A 14651-nucleotide genomic window follows, 5' to 3' on the forward strand; every position below is an offset into this window, starting at 1 on the left:
GTGAAAGAAACATTCGATAGAAAGAATGAAAGGCTTCCCCATGGACGGCGTCACGGTCATCGATCATCCGCTTGTGCAGCACAAGCTCACCATCATGCGGCGCAAGGAGACATCGACGGGAAGTTTCCGGCGCTTGCTGCGCGAAATCTCGACGCTGCTTTGTTACGAGGTCACCCGAGACCTCGAACTGACGATGGAAACGATCGAGACGCCGCTGCAAACGATGGAATCGCCGATCCTCGAGGGCAAGAAGCTGGTCTTCGCCTCGATCCTACGCGCCGGCAACGGGCTGCTCGAAGGCATGCTCGATCTCGTGCCTTCCGCGCGCGTCTCGCATATCGGCGTCTACCGCGACCACGAGACGCTGCAGCCGGTCGAATATTACTTCAAGGCGCCGGAAGACGTGGCCGAGCGGCTGATCATCGTCGTCGACCCGATGCTTGCGACCGGCAATTCCTCGATCGCGGCGATCGACAAGCTCAAGGAACGCGGCGCCCACAATATCCGCTTCCTCTGCCTGCTTGCCGCCCCGGAAGGCATCCGCAACTTCCGCGCCGCGCATCCCGATGTTCCGGTCTTTACCGCGTCAATCGACAGTCATCTCAACGAAAAGGGCTACATCATGCCCGGCCTCGGTGATGCTGGCGACCGCATGTACGGCACCAAGTAGTTTCAGCCTTCCTTTACCAAATCGAAAGACTTTACGGCCCGGAGGTTCATTCCGGGCCTTTTGGCGTCGACATTAGCAACTTATCAGCACTTGAGGTTTAGCAAGCTTGGAGCATGAGGCCCTGCATGAAGCCGGGTTTATACAGGAAGGATTTCTGTTTCATGCTCGTGCGTACCGTCCTATTCGCCAGCATCGCCGCAGCGCTCGCCACACAGGTGCCTTCCTTCTTTGGAAGCACCAGCCAGCAGCCCGCTGACGCTCTCTCCGCCAATTTCGTATCGACCGAAACCGAGCAGCCGGTCGCACCGGAGCCCGTCTACGGCAGCAATGCGATCCGTCTGCAGGCCGATTCGCAGGGCCACTATACCGGCAGCTTCAAGATCAACGGCAAGCCGGTGCAGGGTCTGATCGATACCGGCGCCACCTATGTGGCGCTCAACGAGACGCTCGCCCGCCGGCTCGGCTACACCGCCAACCAGCTCGATTTCCGCTACGGGGTGAATACCGCGAACGGCCAGACGAAGGCAGCACACGTGACGCTCGACCGGGTCGAGATCGGCGGCATCCGCGTGCGTGAGGTCGAAGCCTTCGTCCTGAAGGACAATTCGCTGACGACGACGCTGGTCGGCATGAGCTTCCTGCAGAAGCTCGCCTCCTATTCCGTCGCCGACGGTTCGCTCAGCCTCAAGCAGTAAACCGCGTCAGATCAGGCCCGCAATGACCGGTGTCAGCTCCGGCTTGTCCTCGGTAATGCGGTAGTGCGCGGCAAGTCCCGCAGCCGCCCTTTCCGCCGCGGCTTCGTCGGCGGCGTGAACCATCGCGATCGGTTCGCCGGCATTGACGCGGGTGCCGAGCGGCAGGAGTTCGGAAAAGCCGACGCGATGATCGATCCGGTCTGCCGGATGGCGTCTTCCGCCGCCGAGGTCGATGACGCTGACGCCGATACCACGCGTATCGCAGGCGGCAAGCCAGCCGGACCGGGCGGCCGGAACAGGCTTTTCGACCGGCGCCCTGGCCAGGTATCGGTCAGGGTTTTCGATGAGATCGCCCGGGCCTCCGAGCATCGATACCATGCGCGCGAAGACCTCTGCCGCCTTTCCCGATGACAGGGCCTGACGCGCCATCCTCTCTGCTTCATCGGGCGAAGCGGCGATGCCGGATTTCACCAGCATCTCGGCGGCGAAGGCAAGAACGACGGTCTCAAGCCGCGTGTCTGCCTTTCTACCCGCCAGGAAATCCAGGCAGTTGCGCATCTCGACGGCATTGCCGGCACTATCGGCAAGCGGCTGGTTCATGTCGGTGATCAAGGCCGAAGTCTTCACCCCGGCGCCATTGGCGACCTCGACCAGCGACTTCGCGAGGATCTCTGCCTGGCCGCGATCCGCCATGAAGGCGCCGTTGCCGACCTTGACGTCAAGCACCAGCGTCTGAAGCCCCGCCGCAAGTTTCTTCGAGAGGATCGAGGCGGTGATGAGGGGAATGGAATCGACGGTGGCGGTCACGTCGCGCACGGCATAGAGCCTGCCGTCGGCGGGCGCCAAAGTGCCGGTCTGGCCGATGATGGCGCATCCCGCCTCCTTCACGACCTTGTGGAACAGGTTCGCATCCGGGGTGATCATATAGCCGGGAATGGATTCGAGCTTATCCAGCGTGCCGCCGGTATGGCCGAGGCCGCGCCCGGAGATCATCGGAACGGCGAGGCCGCAGGCGGCGGCGATCGGCGCCAGCATCAGCGAAACATTGTCGCCGACGCCGCCGGTCGAATGTTTGTCGGCGATCGGGCGATCGATATCGGCCCATTGCAGCCTGTCACCGGAATCGGCCATCGCCAGCGTCAAGGCCACGATTTCGGCCCGTGACATGCCCTTGAACCAGACGGCCATGGCGAATGCGCCGATCTGGCCTTCCGACAATCGACCGGCAGCGAGCGCAGCAATGAAGGAGCTGATCTCGGCGGCGTCAAGTTCGTCGCCATCGCGCTTGCGCCGAATGATCTCCTGCGGAATCATTTCAGTAGCTCGATGCTGCAGCGGGTGCCGCCTGTGTTCCGCTCAGAACCGCCAGGATATCGTCGAGTAGGTCGGAAGCGCCGAAGCGGAACGTCGACGGCATCGCCCAGTCCGGTGTCATGATGGTTTCGGCAAGGCTCAGATAGAGTGCGGCATCGGCCACCGAGCCGATGCCGCCGGCCGGCTTGAAGCCGACCTTGCGGCCGCTCTCGCGGATAGCGCGGATCATGATGTCGGCGGCTTCGAGCGTCGCATTGACGGCGACCTTGCCGGTCGAGGTCTTGATGAAATCGGCGCCGGCTTCGATGGCGAGTTCGGAGGCACGGCGGATCAATGCGGCATCCTTCAGCTCGCCAGTCTCGATGATGACCTTCAGCAGGACGGGGCCGGCGCATTCGGCGCGCACGGTCTTGACCATGTCGGTCACCGCCTTCTCATTGCCGGCGAGCAGCTTGCGGTAGGGGATGACCAGATCGATCTCATCGGCGCCATCGGCAATCGCCTCGCGTGCTTCAGCGGCGACATCGGCTACTTCCATATCGCCGGAGGGGAGGTTGACGACGGTCGCGATACGCACGGCGTGCCCGGTGCCGAGGATGTTGCGGGCTTGGGCGACGAATCGCGGCCAGATGCAGATCGCAGCGCTGTTGCCGTAGGGCGTCTGCGCGCGGGCGCAGAGCGCATCGATCTGCGCCTCGGTGCAATCATCCTTCAAGTTGGTGAGATCGAGAAGAGAAAGGGCGACAGCCGCCGTCTCCCGGTTGGAATGGCTATTCATCTTCGCTTCCTCTCGAGCATGATGCCGAAAAGTATGAGCGGTTTTCGGACGACATCATGTTCCAACTCTATAATGTAGAACAGGATTCAGATTTTAGGCCGACCCGGCCTGAAATCATCCTGTTCCAGCCGCAATCATATCTTTCAATATGGCGGCGAGACGGGCGCCGCCGATGGGCGCCATGTCCTTGGTTTCTTCATGGCTGAGCTCATTGCCGGTCATGCCTGCCCCATAGTTGGTGATGACGGAGGCGGCCGCAACCCTCAGGCCCAGCATTCTTGCGATGATGACCTCGGGCACCGTCGACATGCCGACGGCATCAGCACCGAGGATGCGCGCCATGCGGATTTCCGCCGGCGTTTCAAAGCTTGGACCGGAGAACCACATATAGACGCCCTGCGCCAGCTCGATTCTAAGCTTCGCCGCTGCCCTCTGCATCGCCGCAGCAAGCTCCGCATCATAGGCATTGGTCATGCCGACGAAACGGTGATCGCTTTCCTCGCCGATCAGCGGATTCATGCCGGAATAGTTGATGTGATCGGTGATCTGCATCACCGAACCGGGCGGCAGGTCATCGCGCAGCGATCCGGCCGAATTGGTCAAGATCAGCGCTTCGACGCCGAGTGCCTTCAGCACCTCGATCGGCAGGCGCATGGCGTTGGCATCGCCCTTCTCGTAATAATGCACGCGGCCGGAGAGCATGACGACGGGCACGCCGCCTAAGCGGCCGGCGACGACTTCGCCTGCATGGCCGGAGACGGCGCTGACGGGAAAGCCCGGCAGGTCGCGATAGGGAACACGCACGGCGCCCTCGAGCGCACCGACGAGGGAGCCTAGACCGGAGCCGAGCACGATGCCGTGGCGCGGCTTGATGCTGCCGAGCAATGCGGCGAGCAGGTTGACCGTCGCCTTCATCCGAGTTCGGTCTCGAAGCTGAAGGGAAGAAGCTCTTCCATCGTCATGGTCTTCTTCACGCCGGCTTCATCGCAAAGGTAGATCTTCGTCTCCTTGGAGGCGAATTCGGAGATCTTCTGGCGGCAGCCGCCGCAGGGCGGACAGAGCGGCAGCTTCTCGGCAATGACCGCCATTTCGACGATCTTCCTTGCGCCGCCCATGATCATGGCGCCGATCGCCGTCGGCTCGGCGCACCATCCTTGCGGAAAGGAGAGGTTTTCGATGTTGGCGCCGGTATAGACCTTGCCGTCCTCGGCGCGGATCGCCGCGCCGACCGGGAATTTCGAATAGGGCGCATGGGCAAAGGCCATTGCGCCGCGGGCGGCTTCGAACAGATCGTGAGACATATCAACGCTCCTTCGTATAGGGCACGCCACCAGCTTTCGGCGGGGTTGCGACGCCGATGAAGCCGGCAAGCAGGACGCAGGTGAGGACATAGGGTAGCGCCTGGAAGACTTGAACCGGCACTTCGCCGATCAGCGGCACCTGCTTGCCCTGCATGAAGTTTGCCAGCGCATCGAGGAAGCCGAAGAGCAGGCAGGCAAACATGACAGGCACCGGCTTCCACTTGGCAAAGACGAGAGCTGCGAGCGCGATATAACCCTTGCCGGCCGACATGTCCTTGATGAAGGCGGCGGACTGGGCGATGGCCAGATAGGTGCCGGCAAAGCCGCAGAGAATACCGGCGCACATGACGGCGCGGTAGCGCAGCCAGGCAACGGAAATACCGGCCGTATCGACCGCGCCCGGATTTTCGCCGACGGCGCGCAGCCGCAGGCCGAAACGTGTGCGGTAAAGCACCCACCAGGAAAACGGCACGGCGAGGAAGGCGAGGTAGGTGAGGATATTGTTGCCGGATATGACATTGGCATAAAGCGGGCCGATGATCGGTATGTCGCGGGCGGCATCGGCACCCGGCAGGATGATCGGGGCAAAGCGCGAATCCGGCGCCAGCTGCGGCGTGCGTCCGCCCTGGCCGAACCAGGCCTGACCAAGGACGATGGTGATGCCGGCGATGAAGAAGTTGATTGCCACACCTGACACAATCTGGTTGCCGCGGTTGGTGATCGAGGCAAAGCCGTGCACCAGGCTCAGCGCCACCGAACAGACGATGCCGGCACCAAGTCCGAGCCAGGCCGAATCGGTGAGATAGGCAACGCAGGCGGCGGCAAAGGCCGAGCCCAGCATCTTGCCCTCGAGGCCGATATCGAAGATACCGGCGCGTTCCGAAAACAGACCAGCAAGGGCAGTGAAGATCAGCGGGATCGACAGGCGGATGGTCGAACTCAGAACGCTGATGAAGATGTCATAATAATCCATCGCCCGCTCCTTAACCGCGCTTGAACTGCTGATAGAGGCGGACCATCGCCGGCCGGAACATATATTCCAGCGCACCGGCAAAGAGGATCACCAGACCCTGGATGACGAGGATCATCTCGCGGGTGATATTCGGCATTTCGAAGGAAATCCAGTCGCCGCCCTGATAGAGGATACCGAAGAGGATCGCTGCCATGATGATGCCAAGTGGATGGTTGCGGCCCATCAGCGAGACCGCGATGCCGACGAAGCCGGCGCCGCCGACGAATTCCACCTGCAGACGGGCCGACGAGCCCATGACGGGGTTCAGCGCCATCATGCCGGCGAGTGCGCCGGAGAGCAGCATGGCGATGATCACGGTGCGGGCATAGGGGATGCCGGCATAGGCCGCCGCCGTTGGGCTGACGCCCAGCGTGCGCATCTCGAAACCGAGCTTGGTGCGCCAGACAAGCAGCCAGACGAGGTAGCTGACGACAAGCGCAATGATGAAGGAGACGTTGAACGGGGCAGCACCCAGCTTGGCACCGAACAGCTGCATGACCCAGCCGAGCTTCGGTAATTGGCCGCCTTCCAGGAAGGTGCGGGTTTCCGGCGCCATTTTGCCCGGCACGATCAGCACATGCACCAGCAAGTACACCATCAGTGCTGCGCCGATATAGTTGAACATGATCGTCGTGATGACGATGTGGCTGCCGCGTTTTGCCTGCAGGAAAGCCGGGATGAAGGCCCAGGCTGCGCCGAACAGGCCGGCGCCGACAACCGCGATCGGCATCGTTACATACCATGGCACGTAGCGGTCGAGCGAAAGCGCCACAAGCGCGCAGCCGAGGCCGCCGAGATAGGCCTGGCCTTCGGAGCCGATGTTGAAGAGACCGGCATGGATCGCCACCGCGACGGAGAGGCCGGTGAAAATGAAGCTCGTCGCATAATATAGCGTGAAGCCGATGCCTTCGCCATTGCCGAGCGCGCCCTGGATCAACAGCGACAGTGCATCGAGCGGGCTCTCGCCGATCAGCCAGACGACGAAGCCGGAGATCAGGAAGGCGACGATAAGGTTCAAAAGCGGGATGAGGCCGTAGTTGATCCAGTTTGGTAGCGGAACGGAAGCAGTGCTCATAAAGGCCTCACGCGGCAATGCCGGCCATCATCAGGCCGAGGGTCTGTTCACCGGCATCGGGCGTCTTCTCGCCGACGATATGGCCGGCAAACATGACAAGGATACGGTCTGAAAGGGAGCGGATTTCATCGAGTTCGACGGAGACGAGCAGGATCGCCTTGCCCGCATCACGCATTTCGATGATCCGGCGGTGGATGAATTCGATAGCGCCGATATCGACGCCGCGTGTCGGCTGGCCGATGATCAGCATCTTCGGATCGCGTTCGATCTCACGGGCAACGACGATCTTCTGCTGGTTGCCGCCGGAAAAATTCGCCGTCTTCAGCCGCGGGTTCGGCGGACGGATGTCGTATTTCTCGATCTTCTCCATCGCATCCTTGCGGATCGCTTCGAGATCGAGCAGCGGGCCTTTGCTGTAGGCCGGGCGGCGATGATAGCCGAGCACGGAATTTTCATATTCCTCGAATTTCAGCACCAGGCCCATATGGTGGCGATCCTCCGGAATATGAGCGAGGCCGAGATCACGCAGGCGGGCGGGATCGGCCTTGTCGATCGTCTGGCCGTCGAGAAGAATTTCACCGGAGGTCGGTTTTCGGATGCCGGCAATCGCCTCCAGCAATTCGGACTGGCCATTGCCGGCGACACCAGCGATGCCGACGATCTCACCGGCGCGCACGTCGAAGGAGACATTGTCGACCATGGTGACACCGCGATTGTCCTTGACCGTGAGGTTGCGGACAGACAGCACGGCGGCCCCAGGGTTCGCCTCGCCCTTCTGCACGCGCAGCAGCACGCGGCGACCGACCATCAACTCGGCAAGCTCTTCCACCGTCGTTTCCGCCGTCGTGCGGGTCGCGACCATCTCGCCGCGGCGCATGACCGAGACGGTGTCGGTGATCGCCATGATCTCGCGCAGCTTGTGGGTGATGAGGATGATCGTCTTGCCTTGGTCGCGCAGCACCTTGAGGATGCGGAAAAGGTGATCGGCTTCAGCCGGCGTCAATACGCCCGTCGGCTCGTCGAGGATCAAGATCTCAGCGCCGCGATACATGGCTTTCAGGATTTCGACGCGCTGCTGCAGGCCGACCGGAAGCTCTTCGATCAGTGCGTCCGGATCGACCTCGAGGCCATATTCCGTTTCCAGCCGCTTGAGCTCGGCGCGGGCCGAGGCGACGCCCCTCGCCAGCAGCATGCCGCCTTCGGCGCCAAGCATGATGTTCTCAAGAACGGTGAAATTATCGACCAGCATGAAATGCTGGTGCACCATACCGATGCCGGTGGCGATCGCCGCCTGGCTATCGCGGATGGTGACGGGATTGCCGTTGACGCGGATCTCGCCGCTATCGGCATGGTAGAAACCATAGATGATCGACATCAGGGTCGATTTGCCGGCACCGTTTTCGCCGATGATGCCGTGGATCGTCCCCTTGGCAACGGTCAGGTTGATATCCTTGTTGGCATGGACGGCACCAAATTTCTTGTCGATGCCGACAAGCTCGATAGCGGGCTTATCTGTCACTGCAGACTCCAAATAAGAAAAGGGCGTATGGCGAAAATCCCCTCCGCCATACGCCCGATCTCAATCGTCGATCACATTCGGGCGCGGATCACTTCGGGCAAGCGTTGTCCGAGGTGTAATCGTGAACCTTGACGGTTCCCGCGATGATGTCGGCCTTGGCCTTGTCGACGGCAGCCTGCATTTCCGGCGTGATCAGAGACTTGTTGTGCTCATCGATCGCGGCGCCAACACCGTCTTCCTTGACGCCGAGCGCCTGGACGCCGCCGGTGAACTTGTCGTTCTTGGTGTCGTTGTAGGCATTGTAGACGGCGAGGTCGACGCGCTTGACCATGGAGGTCAGGACCGAACCGGGATGCAGATAGTTCTGGTTGGAGTCGACGCCGATCGACAGCTTCTTGTTGTCGGCGGCCGTCTGCAGAACGCCGAGACCGGTGGCACCGGCTGCCGCATAAACAACGTCAGCGCCCTGGTCGATCTGGTTCTTGGTGAGCTCGCCGCCGCGGACCGGGTCATTCCAGGCAGCGCCCGTGGTGCCGGTCATATTCTGGAAGACCTCGATATCGGCCTTGACGGAGCGTGCACCCTGCTCGTAGCCGCATTCGAACTTGCGGATCAGCGGAATGTCCATGCCGCCGACGAAGCCGACCTTGCCGGTCTTGGAGGCCATGCCGGCGAGAACGCCGACGAGGTAAGAGCCTTCTTCTTCCTTGTAGACCACCGAGCGGACGTTCGGCTTATCGACGACGGAGTCGACGATAATGAACTTGGTATCAGGGAATTCGGCTGCAACCTTCTCGATGGCCGAGGTCCAGGCGAAGGAAACTGCAACCACCGGATTGAAACCGCGGCTGGCGAAGTTGCGGATGGCCTGTTCGCCCTGGGTGTCGCCCGTCGGCTCGAAGTCGCGATAGGCAATGCCGGTTTCGGCCTTGAACTTCTCGGCACCGTTATAGGCCGCCTCGTTGAAGGACTTATCGAACTTCCCGCCGGTGCCGTAAACCAGCGCCGGCTTGACATCGGCGGCAAGCGCCGTCGTCGACATGGCAGCCACGGCAAAGAGAGTGAGAAGGGATTTTTTCATTGTGCAGCCCTGTTGTTGCTATTCGTTAGGGGTCCTCCCGCAAGCCCTTTTCGGACATGTCTGCGGAACCACCGACCTCCCCCCGGAGGCCTGGCTGCGTGCATCCTTGCATGGCTCACGGAAAAATTCACCAGAAATTTTTCAGCTGGTAAAGATTTGCAGCGATTGCCGAAAATCAGATCTTCGGGGCTGATTTTTGGACATTCATTGCATCCGAATGCGGATTTTCTAGCCAATCCGGCGGCAAATACCGAGGTCGAAGAGCGGGTGCCGCCCATCCGGATTTCTCGCCGGATCGCGCCGGCAAAACCACCTTGCTATGCAGTGAAGCGACCGGCCACCGGCGGCTTCTTGTAGCCGATCATCCACAGAAGTAGCGCTATCACCAGGAAAACGGCAAAGGCCGGTTGGAGCATCAGCCACTGGAAGATGACGGTGTAGAAACGCGGGTGGATATAATAGGAAAGGGAGGATTGCAGCGACGTCAGCGTTGTCGGGCTCACATCCTGCCAGGCATCGGAGATCGGCGTCATCACCACGGAGGACGCCGCAACCGATTGGATCGAATCGATGGTTCCGGCAATAACGGCCGCCGCAAGCGCGACAAGACTCGCCAGACGCAACAGGAAACGCATCAATTCCTCCGACGCTTGATATGCCGGACAATTCCGGCCGGCCGCGCCATTCTCCACCTTAGAGAATTACATAGTCATCGATGAGGTGAAGCACAATGGAGTGGCCAAGGCGAGTTTTATCGGAAGAAGTCAAAAAACTGTTAGATTTCGGTTGATCGGCAAAAATTCATCGGTATATATCGCGCCGTTCCGACGATTTGCTCCTATCCTAGGCGCGAACGCCAAAAAAAGGACAGGTGGCCGAGTGGTTTAAGGCGCACGCCTGGAACGCGTGTGTACGTGAAAGCGTACCGTGGGTTCGAATCCCACCCTGTCCGCCATATCCCGCATTTTCAATATTGATTTAAACCGTATCCGAGAGCGGGACGCGGAAGCGTTTTTGGCGGCACGTTTCGAACAAACTGGTCGTCCGCATATTCAAGGGCGCTGAAGCAGGGCGCGTCCAATCGGCTTCGGATTCTCGCTGCGTAACACCAGAGATGTCGTCACGGCCCCAAAACGCGCGATCGTGTCAACGATCGTTTCCAGCTCCCCCGGCGACGGAACCAGCACCTTTAAGAGGAAACAGTCCTCTCCGGTGAGGCGCAGTACTTCCATGACTTGAGGCATCTCCGCGAACTGTTTCAGACAGGGTTTGATATGCTCATGCGTCGTGCGCAGGCGAAGCACAGCCGTCATTCCGATTCCCAAAGCGGTGGGGTCGATACGGGCGGAGTAACCGACAATGATGCCGCGGTCTTCCAGCCGCTTGACCCGTTCCGATGCCGCCGGCTGAGAGAGCCCGACCCGTCGACCGAGTTCGGAAATCGCAATGCGTCCATTTTCCTGCATCGCTTCGATAATGGCGATATCGGTTGGATCGAGCAGCACCCGATTGTTTTCCTGAAAAGCCATAGGATCACCTTAAAATCATCGGACAGAGGCGCGGTTTTCCGATGATCATTCATTCCGAAGCAAATGAAAATGCATCATTTTCACCTGCGCGGATGATCAGAGGAAAAGACATGAAGGACATCATCATATTGCCGGGGATTGGCGGTTCGGGCGAGGCTCATTGGCAAACACGCTGGGAACGGTCGAACCCGGAAATGCGACGTTTTCAACCAGCCGATTGGGAAAAACCCGATCTGGCGGACTGGATTTCAGCCCTGGAGCGCGCCGTCGGCGCATCGGCAACCCCTCCCCTGCTGGTCGCCCATAGCCTTGCCTGTCTGCTGGTTGCTCATTGGCAGCAGGTTTCTTCGCTTGCCGTTGCCGGAGCGTTTCTTGTGGCGGTCCCGGATCCGCAGTCCGCTTCATTCCCTGAGGAGGCCGCCGGATTCGCCGATCCTCCGTCGCAAAAGATGCGCTTCCCCACCCTGATCATCGCAAGCGCCGATGATCCCTTCGGCACGCTCGACTATTCCCATGCGCGAGCCGATCTGTGGGGCAGCGGTCTTGTCGCGATCGGTCCTTTCGGCCACGTCAACGGGCAAAGCGGACTTGAGGACTGGGGCCAGGGAAAAGCCTTGCTGACGGCGTTTTCCGCCGGATTGGCAAAATCTGATCGGGCTTGATCTTGTTTTCGAGTTCACGATCAAACGGCCAAAACAGGCCTTTGCCTGTGCTGGACGCGTCGAGACGGAGCAACGAAAGCCCGCTTGCAAGCGTGGGTTCGAGGCTCATCGAACCCGTCGCTCCGGCGCGGCGAGTTCTAAAGCGTCGAAAGATTCCTGAATTTTTACCATGCGGCTTCACCGCCTCTTTGCACGTTTGGGTTTACCGTCTGCCAAATTTAAAAAAACAGAGGTAAAACAGGTGGAAGAACTTTCGGTACAGTCGAAGATCATCAAATCCGTCTATTTCAGCCAGGAAGACGGGCGGCTCAGGATTTGTTTCAAGAATGGCGAGGAGCGTCTGTTTGAAGGCGTTCCCTCCTCGGAAGCCCATGCGATGACGGTGGCGCCGTCTCCCGGCCATTATTATCTCGACCGGATCAGAACCCGGTTTCGCAGGTTGGCTGCCTGAAACCCCAGGAATGCCGCCAGCCTACGTTGCAGGATTGCGTAAGATCGGGACGATGCCGGTGGATATTAACTTGTTGTTAGCCATCGATATCATCTGGGTTGGATCACGCCTGCCGGAAGGCGGCAGTTTGTCGGTGCTGCCGGCTGGTTAAAAGTCGGCCAGCCGGGAGGCTCGGTGGCGGACCCCAGCCAGGAAGCCGGGCCTCCCCGTCACGGCATGCTTGGTGGAGTTGTAGTGGCGAAACGCATGAGTGGGTTTCAGATGCCCTCTGCTCCTCTTGTTTAATTGAGATCGCATGATGCTCCGCGGGCTCCGGTCTCCATCCGGTGAACTAGCGCATTGGGGCTAATCCTGTGAAAAACCCGAATCATTACATCAGGACTCGACAATGCTTTATTAGCATGATTGCATAAAGCTATCGGATAGGATCGGGGGTGATGATGTTCGAGAATCTGCTTGAGATGCAGGAGCGTGGCGCACGGGACCGTGCGCGTGGCCGCAGCCTGGCCGATAATCCGATGTCGAAGCCGGATATCCTGCCGATCGCCGATTTCCAGGAATGGTACTCGATGTTCGACGCCTGGCGCTTCGGTTGGTCGATCGAGGATGCGATGGCGGGGCATATCAATATGCCGCGGGATGGCGGCGCCTTGTCCCGGACCTATACGAGAACGGTCTGATCGACCCTGTCTTCGGCGCCGAAGAATTTCAGGTAGCGTTCGACCTCTGCCGGTTCGCCGGTCGCCTTCTGCGGGTTGTCGGAGAGCTTCACCGCCGGACGGCCGTTGGCGTCGCTGACCTTGCAGACGACGGAGATCGGGTTTAGGCCGGAAATCTCGATCGGCGCGCAGCCGGAAAAATCGTTCGTCAGGTTCGTGCCCCAGCCGAAGCTCATGCGCACACGGCCTTCGAAATGCCGGTAGGTATCGATGATGGCGTCGACATCGAGGCCATCGGAGAAGATCAGCAGCTTCTGGCGCGGATCACGGCCCATCTTCTTCCACCAGTCGATGATCTTTTCGCCGCCTTCGATCGGCGGAGCACTGTCCGGACGGAAGCCGGTCCAGTCGGCCACCCATTCCGGCGCGTCGCGCAGGAAGGCGGCGGTGCCGAAGGCATCCGGCAGAACGATCAGAAGGTTGCCGCCATAGAGCTTGTTCCAGTCGCGCAGGATCTTGTAGGGGGCGTTGCGCAGCTGCTCATCGGTTTCGGCAAGGGCGGCGGCCACCATCGGCAGCTCGTGAGCATTGGTGCCGACGGCCTCGAGATCGGAATCCATAGCCAGCAATACGTTGCTGGTACCGGCAAAGGCCGGGCCGATGCCTTCCTTTAACGCCTCGACGCACCAGCGCTGCCAGAGGAAACTGTGCCGGCGACGGGTGCCGAAGTCGGAGATGCGTAGGCCCGGCAGTTCCTTCAGCCGTTCGACCTTCGACCACATCTTCGCCTTGGCGCGCGCATAGAGCACATCGAGGGTGAAGGGACCGAGCGCCTTCATCGCCGAGCGCGAGCGCAGCTCGTTGACGATGGCGAGCGCCGGGATTTCCCACATGGTGGTTTCCTTCCACGATCCGTGGAAATCCAGCACATATTGCCCGTCCTTCTTCGACAGCTCGTATTCGGGAAGCTGGAAATTGGAAAGCCACGCAAGGAATTCCGGTTCGAAGATCTGCGCGCGACCATAGAAGCTGTTACCCGCAAGCCAGATCATCTCCTTCTTGGAAAGTCTCAGCGTGCGGGCATGATCGAGTTGCTCGCGCAACTCGCCTTCGTCGATCTCCTCGGCCAGACGTACCCGCTTGGTACGATTGATGAGGGTGAAGGAAGCGTTCACGTCCGGATAAAGCTTCCAGATCATCTGCAACATCAGGAGCTTATAGAAGTCGGTATCGATCAGGCTGCGGATGATCGGATCGAGTTTCCAGGCGTGATTGTAGACGCGTCTTGCAATATCGGTCCTGGCCATCAAACTCCCGCCCCTGTCCACTCCGGTCAGGTGCTGCCAAAATCCTGGGCACTGCCAAGTTCCCAGCCGGCGCACAAAACCGGCTCGTGCGCCTTCTTATCGAAAAATCGGAGGCTAAAGTCCAGACAAAACGATGAACGTCCCGCCGCAGTGTGGCGGCGGGACGTGAACATGATTTGCTTACGATTATTGGGCCGGAGTTGCAGGCGCCACATTCGGAGCGGCCGGCGTGGTGTTCGGCGTTTCGGTTGGTACGGCAGTACCGTTTTGTAGCGTCGGCGCGGGAGCCGGAGCAGGCTGCTGCGACTGGAGCTGCTGACCCGGCTGTTGCGGTGCCACTTCGTCGGCCTCACGACTACCCCAGATTTCGACCGGGATCCAAACCACGAAGGCAAGCACCAGCGCGACGATCAGAACCGTCAGGATGCGATAACCCATGCGTCCTTGCCTTGCCTTCACGGGCGGGATCTGCTCTTCCTTGTGAAGCTTTCCATCCGACTTTTCCCAGCGCGTTTCGGTCTGATGGGCCATCATCGTCTCCTTCCGCTGTCTTGACGGGCCGATACGGCCGCGACGATTTTCGCAGAGGAAACGGGTG

At 60.3% G+C, this 14651-nt stretch carries 18 protein-coding genes and 1 tRNA gene; 7 read left to right on the forward strand and 12 right to left on the reverse strand.

The window, feature by feature from the left end; translation table 11 throughout:
* Positions 1-40 precede the first annotated feature (40 nt).
* Positions 41-670, forward strand: coding sequence for a uracil phosphoribosyltransferase (gene upp, locus G9X64_RS11345; protein WP_003544477.1), 630 nt, complete (start codon positions 41-43; stop codon positions 668-670).
* A gap of 125 nt (positions 671-795) precedes the next feature.
* Positions 796-1365: a TIGR02281 family clan AA aspartic protease gene (locus G9X64_RS11350; protein WP_168312733.1), complete on the forward strand. Its 570-nt coding sequence runs from the start codon at positions 796-798 to the stop codon at positions 1363-1365.
* A gap of 6 nt (positions 1366-1371) precedes the next feature.
* On the opposite strand, the gene deoA is transcribed toward G9X64_RS11350, so the two are convergent.
* The 9 genes from deoA to G9X64_RS11395 all read right to left on the reverse strand — a co-directional run bounded on the left by deoA (position 1372) and on the right by G9X64_RS11395 (position 10080).
* Positions 1372-2679 carry a thymidine phosphorylase gene (deoA, locus tag G9X64_RS11355; protein WP_168312734.1) on the reverse strand — a complete coding sequence of 436 codons (1308 nt, stop codon included), beginning with the start codon at positions 2677-2679 and terminating at the stop codon, positions 1372-1374.
* Between the two features lies 1 nt (position 2680).
* Positions 2681-3457 carry a deoxyribose-phosphate aldolase gene (gene deoC, locus G9X64_RS11360; protein WP_168312735.1) on the reverse strand — a complete coding sequence of 259 codons (777 nt, stop codon included), beginning with the start codon at positions 3455-3457 and terminating at the stop codon, positions 2681-2683.
* Positions 3458-3571: 114 nt separating this feature from the next.
* Positions 3572-4372, reverse strand: a complete 801-nt coding sequence (locus tag G9X64_RS11365; protein ID WP_168312736.1) for a purine-nucleoside phosphorylase — start codon at positions 4370-4372, stop codon at positions 3572-3574.
* On the reverse strand, positions 4369-4758 hold the full coding sequence (locus G9X64_RS11370) for a cytidine deaminase (protein WP_168312737.1): 390 nt from the start codon (positions 4756-4758) through the stop codon (positions 4369-4371). The genes G9X64_RS11365 and G9X64_RS11370 overlap by 4 nt, the downstream gene beginning before the upstream one ends.
* Before the next feature lies 1 nt (position 4759).
* Positions 4760-5731 carry an ABC transporter permease gene (locus tag G9X64_RS11375; RefSeq protein ID WP_168312738.1) on the reverse strand — a complete coding sequence of 324 codons (972 nt, stop codon included), beginning with the start codon at positions 5729-5731 and terminating at the stop codon, positions 4760-4762.
* A 10-nt stretch (positions 5732-5741) separates the two neighbouring features.
* Positions 5742-6845 carry an ABC transporter permease gene (locus G9X64_RS11380; protein WP_168312739.1) on the reverse strand — a complete coding sequence of 368 codons (1104 nt, stop codon included), beginning with the start codon at positions 6843-6845 and terminating at the stop codon, positions 5742-5744.
* A 7-nt stretch (positions 6846-6852) separates the two neighbouring features.
* Complete coding sequence (locus G9X64_RS11385) at positions 6853-8364, reverse strand: ABC transporter ATP-binding protein (RefSeq protein WP_168312740.1); 1512 nt, start codon at positions 8362-8364, stop codon at positions 6853-6855.
* Positions 8365-8452: 88 nt separating this feature from the next.
* Complete coding sequence (locus tag G9X64_RS11390) at positions 8453-9445, reverse strand: BMP family lipoprotein (protein WP_129422326.1); 993 nt, start codon at positions 9443-9445, stop codon at positions 8453-8455.
* Positions 9446-9762: 317 nt separating this feature from the next.
* Positions 9763-10080 (reverse strand): hypothetical protein, encoded by a 318-nt coding sequence (locus G9X64_RS11395; RefSeq protein ID WP_003555860.1) that lies wholly within the window; start codon positions 10078-10080, stop codon positions 9763-9765.
* 230 nt (positions 10081-10310) lie between these two features.
* On the opposite strand from G9X64_RS11395, the gene G9X64_RS11400 reads away from it, so the two are divergent.
* A tRNA-Ser gene (locus tag G9X64_RS11400) sits at positions 10311-10400 on the forward strand.
* 97 nt (positions 10401-10497) lie between these two features.
* Here the strand turns inward: G9X64_RS11400 and G9X64_RS11405 are convergent.
* Entirely contained in the window at positions 10498-10974 is a 477-nt protein-coding gene (locus G9X64_RS11405; RefSeq protein WP_168312741.1) for an Lrp/AsnC family transcriptional regulator, read from the reverse strand.
* 41 nt (positions 10975-11015) lie between these two features.
* On the opposite strand from G9X64_RS11405, the gene G9X64_RS11410 reads away from it, so the two are divergent.
* The 4 genes from G9X64_RS11410 (at position 11016) to G9X64_RS11425 (ending at position 12767) form a co-directional block, all read left to right on the forward strand.
* A complete protein-coding gene (locus tag G9X64_RS11410; RefSeq protein WP_168312742.1) occupies positions 11016-11636 on the forward strand; it encodes an RBBP9/YdeN family alpha/beta hydrolase in 621 nt (206 codons plus the stop codon).
* 241 nt (positions 11637-11877) lie between these two features.
* Positions 11878-12087 carry a KTSC domain-containing protein gene (locus tag G9X64_RS11415; RefSeq protein WP_129422324.1) on the forward strand — a complete coding sequence of 70 codons (210 nt, stop codon included), beginning with the start codon at positions 11878-11880 and terminating at the stop codon, positions 12085-12087.
* A gap of 10 nt (positions 12088-12097) precedes the next feature.
* Complete coding sequence (locus tag G9X64_RS11420) at positions 12098-12238, forward strand: hypothetical protein (protein ID WP_168312743.1); 141 nt, start codon at positions 12098-12100, stop codon at positions 12236-12238.
* A gap of 289 nt (positions 12239-12527) precedes the next feature.
* Positions 12528-12767 carry a CrpP-related protein gene (locus tag G9X64_RS11425; protein WP_129422351.1) on the forward strand — a complete coding sequence of 80 codons (240 nt, stop codon included), beginning with the start codon at positions 12528-12530 and terminating at the stop codon, positions 12765-12767.
* Here G9X64_RS11425 and pncB read toward each other — a convergent pair.
* Together pncB and G9X64_RS11435 are read right to left on the reverse strand one after the other, a co-directional pair.
* Entirely contained in the window at positions 12749-14053 is a 1305-nt protein-coding gene (pncB, locus tag G9X64_RS11430; protein ID WP_168312744.1) for a nicotinate phosphoribosyltransferase, read from the reverse strand. The genes G9X64_RS11425 and pncB overlap by 19 nt on opposite strands.
* Positions 14054-14239: 186 nt before the next feature.
* A complete protein-coding gene (locus tag G9X64_RS11435; RefSeq protein ID WP_171376577.1) occupies positions 14240-14587 on the reverse strand; it encodes a hypothetical protein in 348 nt (115 codons plus the stop codon).
* Positions 14588-14651 lie beyond the last annotated feature (64 nt).

Source organism: Rhizobium sophorae (assembly GCF_013087515.1).
Classification (GTDB): domain Bacteria; phylum Pseudomonadota; class Alphaproteobacteria; order Rhizobiales; family Rhizobiaceae; genus Rhizobium; species Rhizobium sophorae.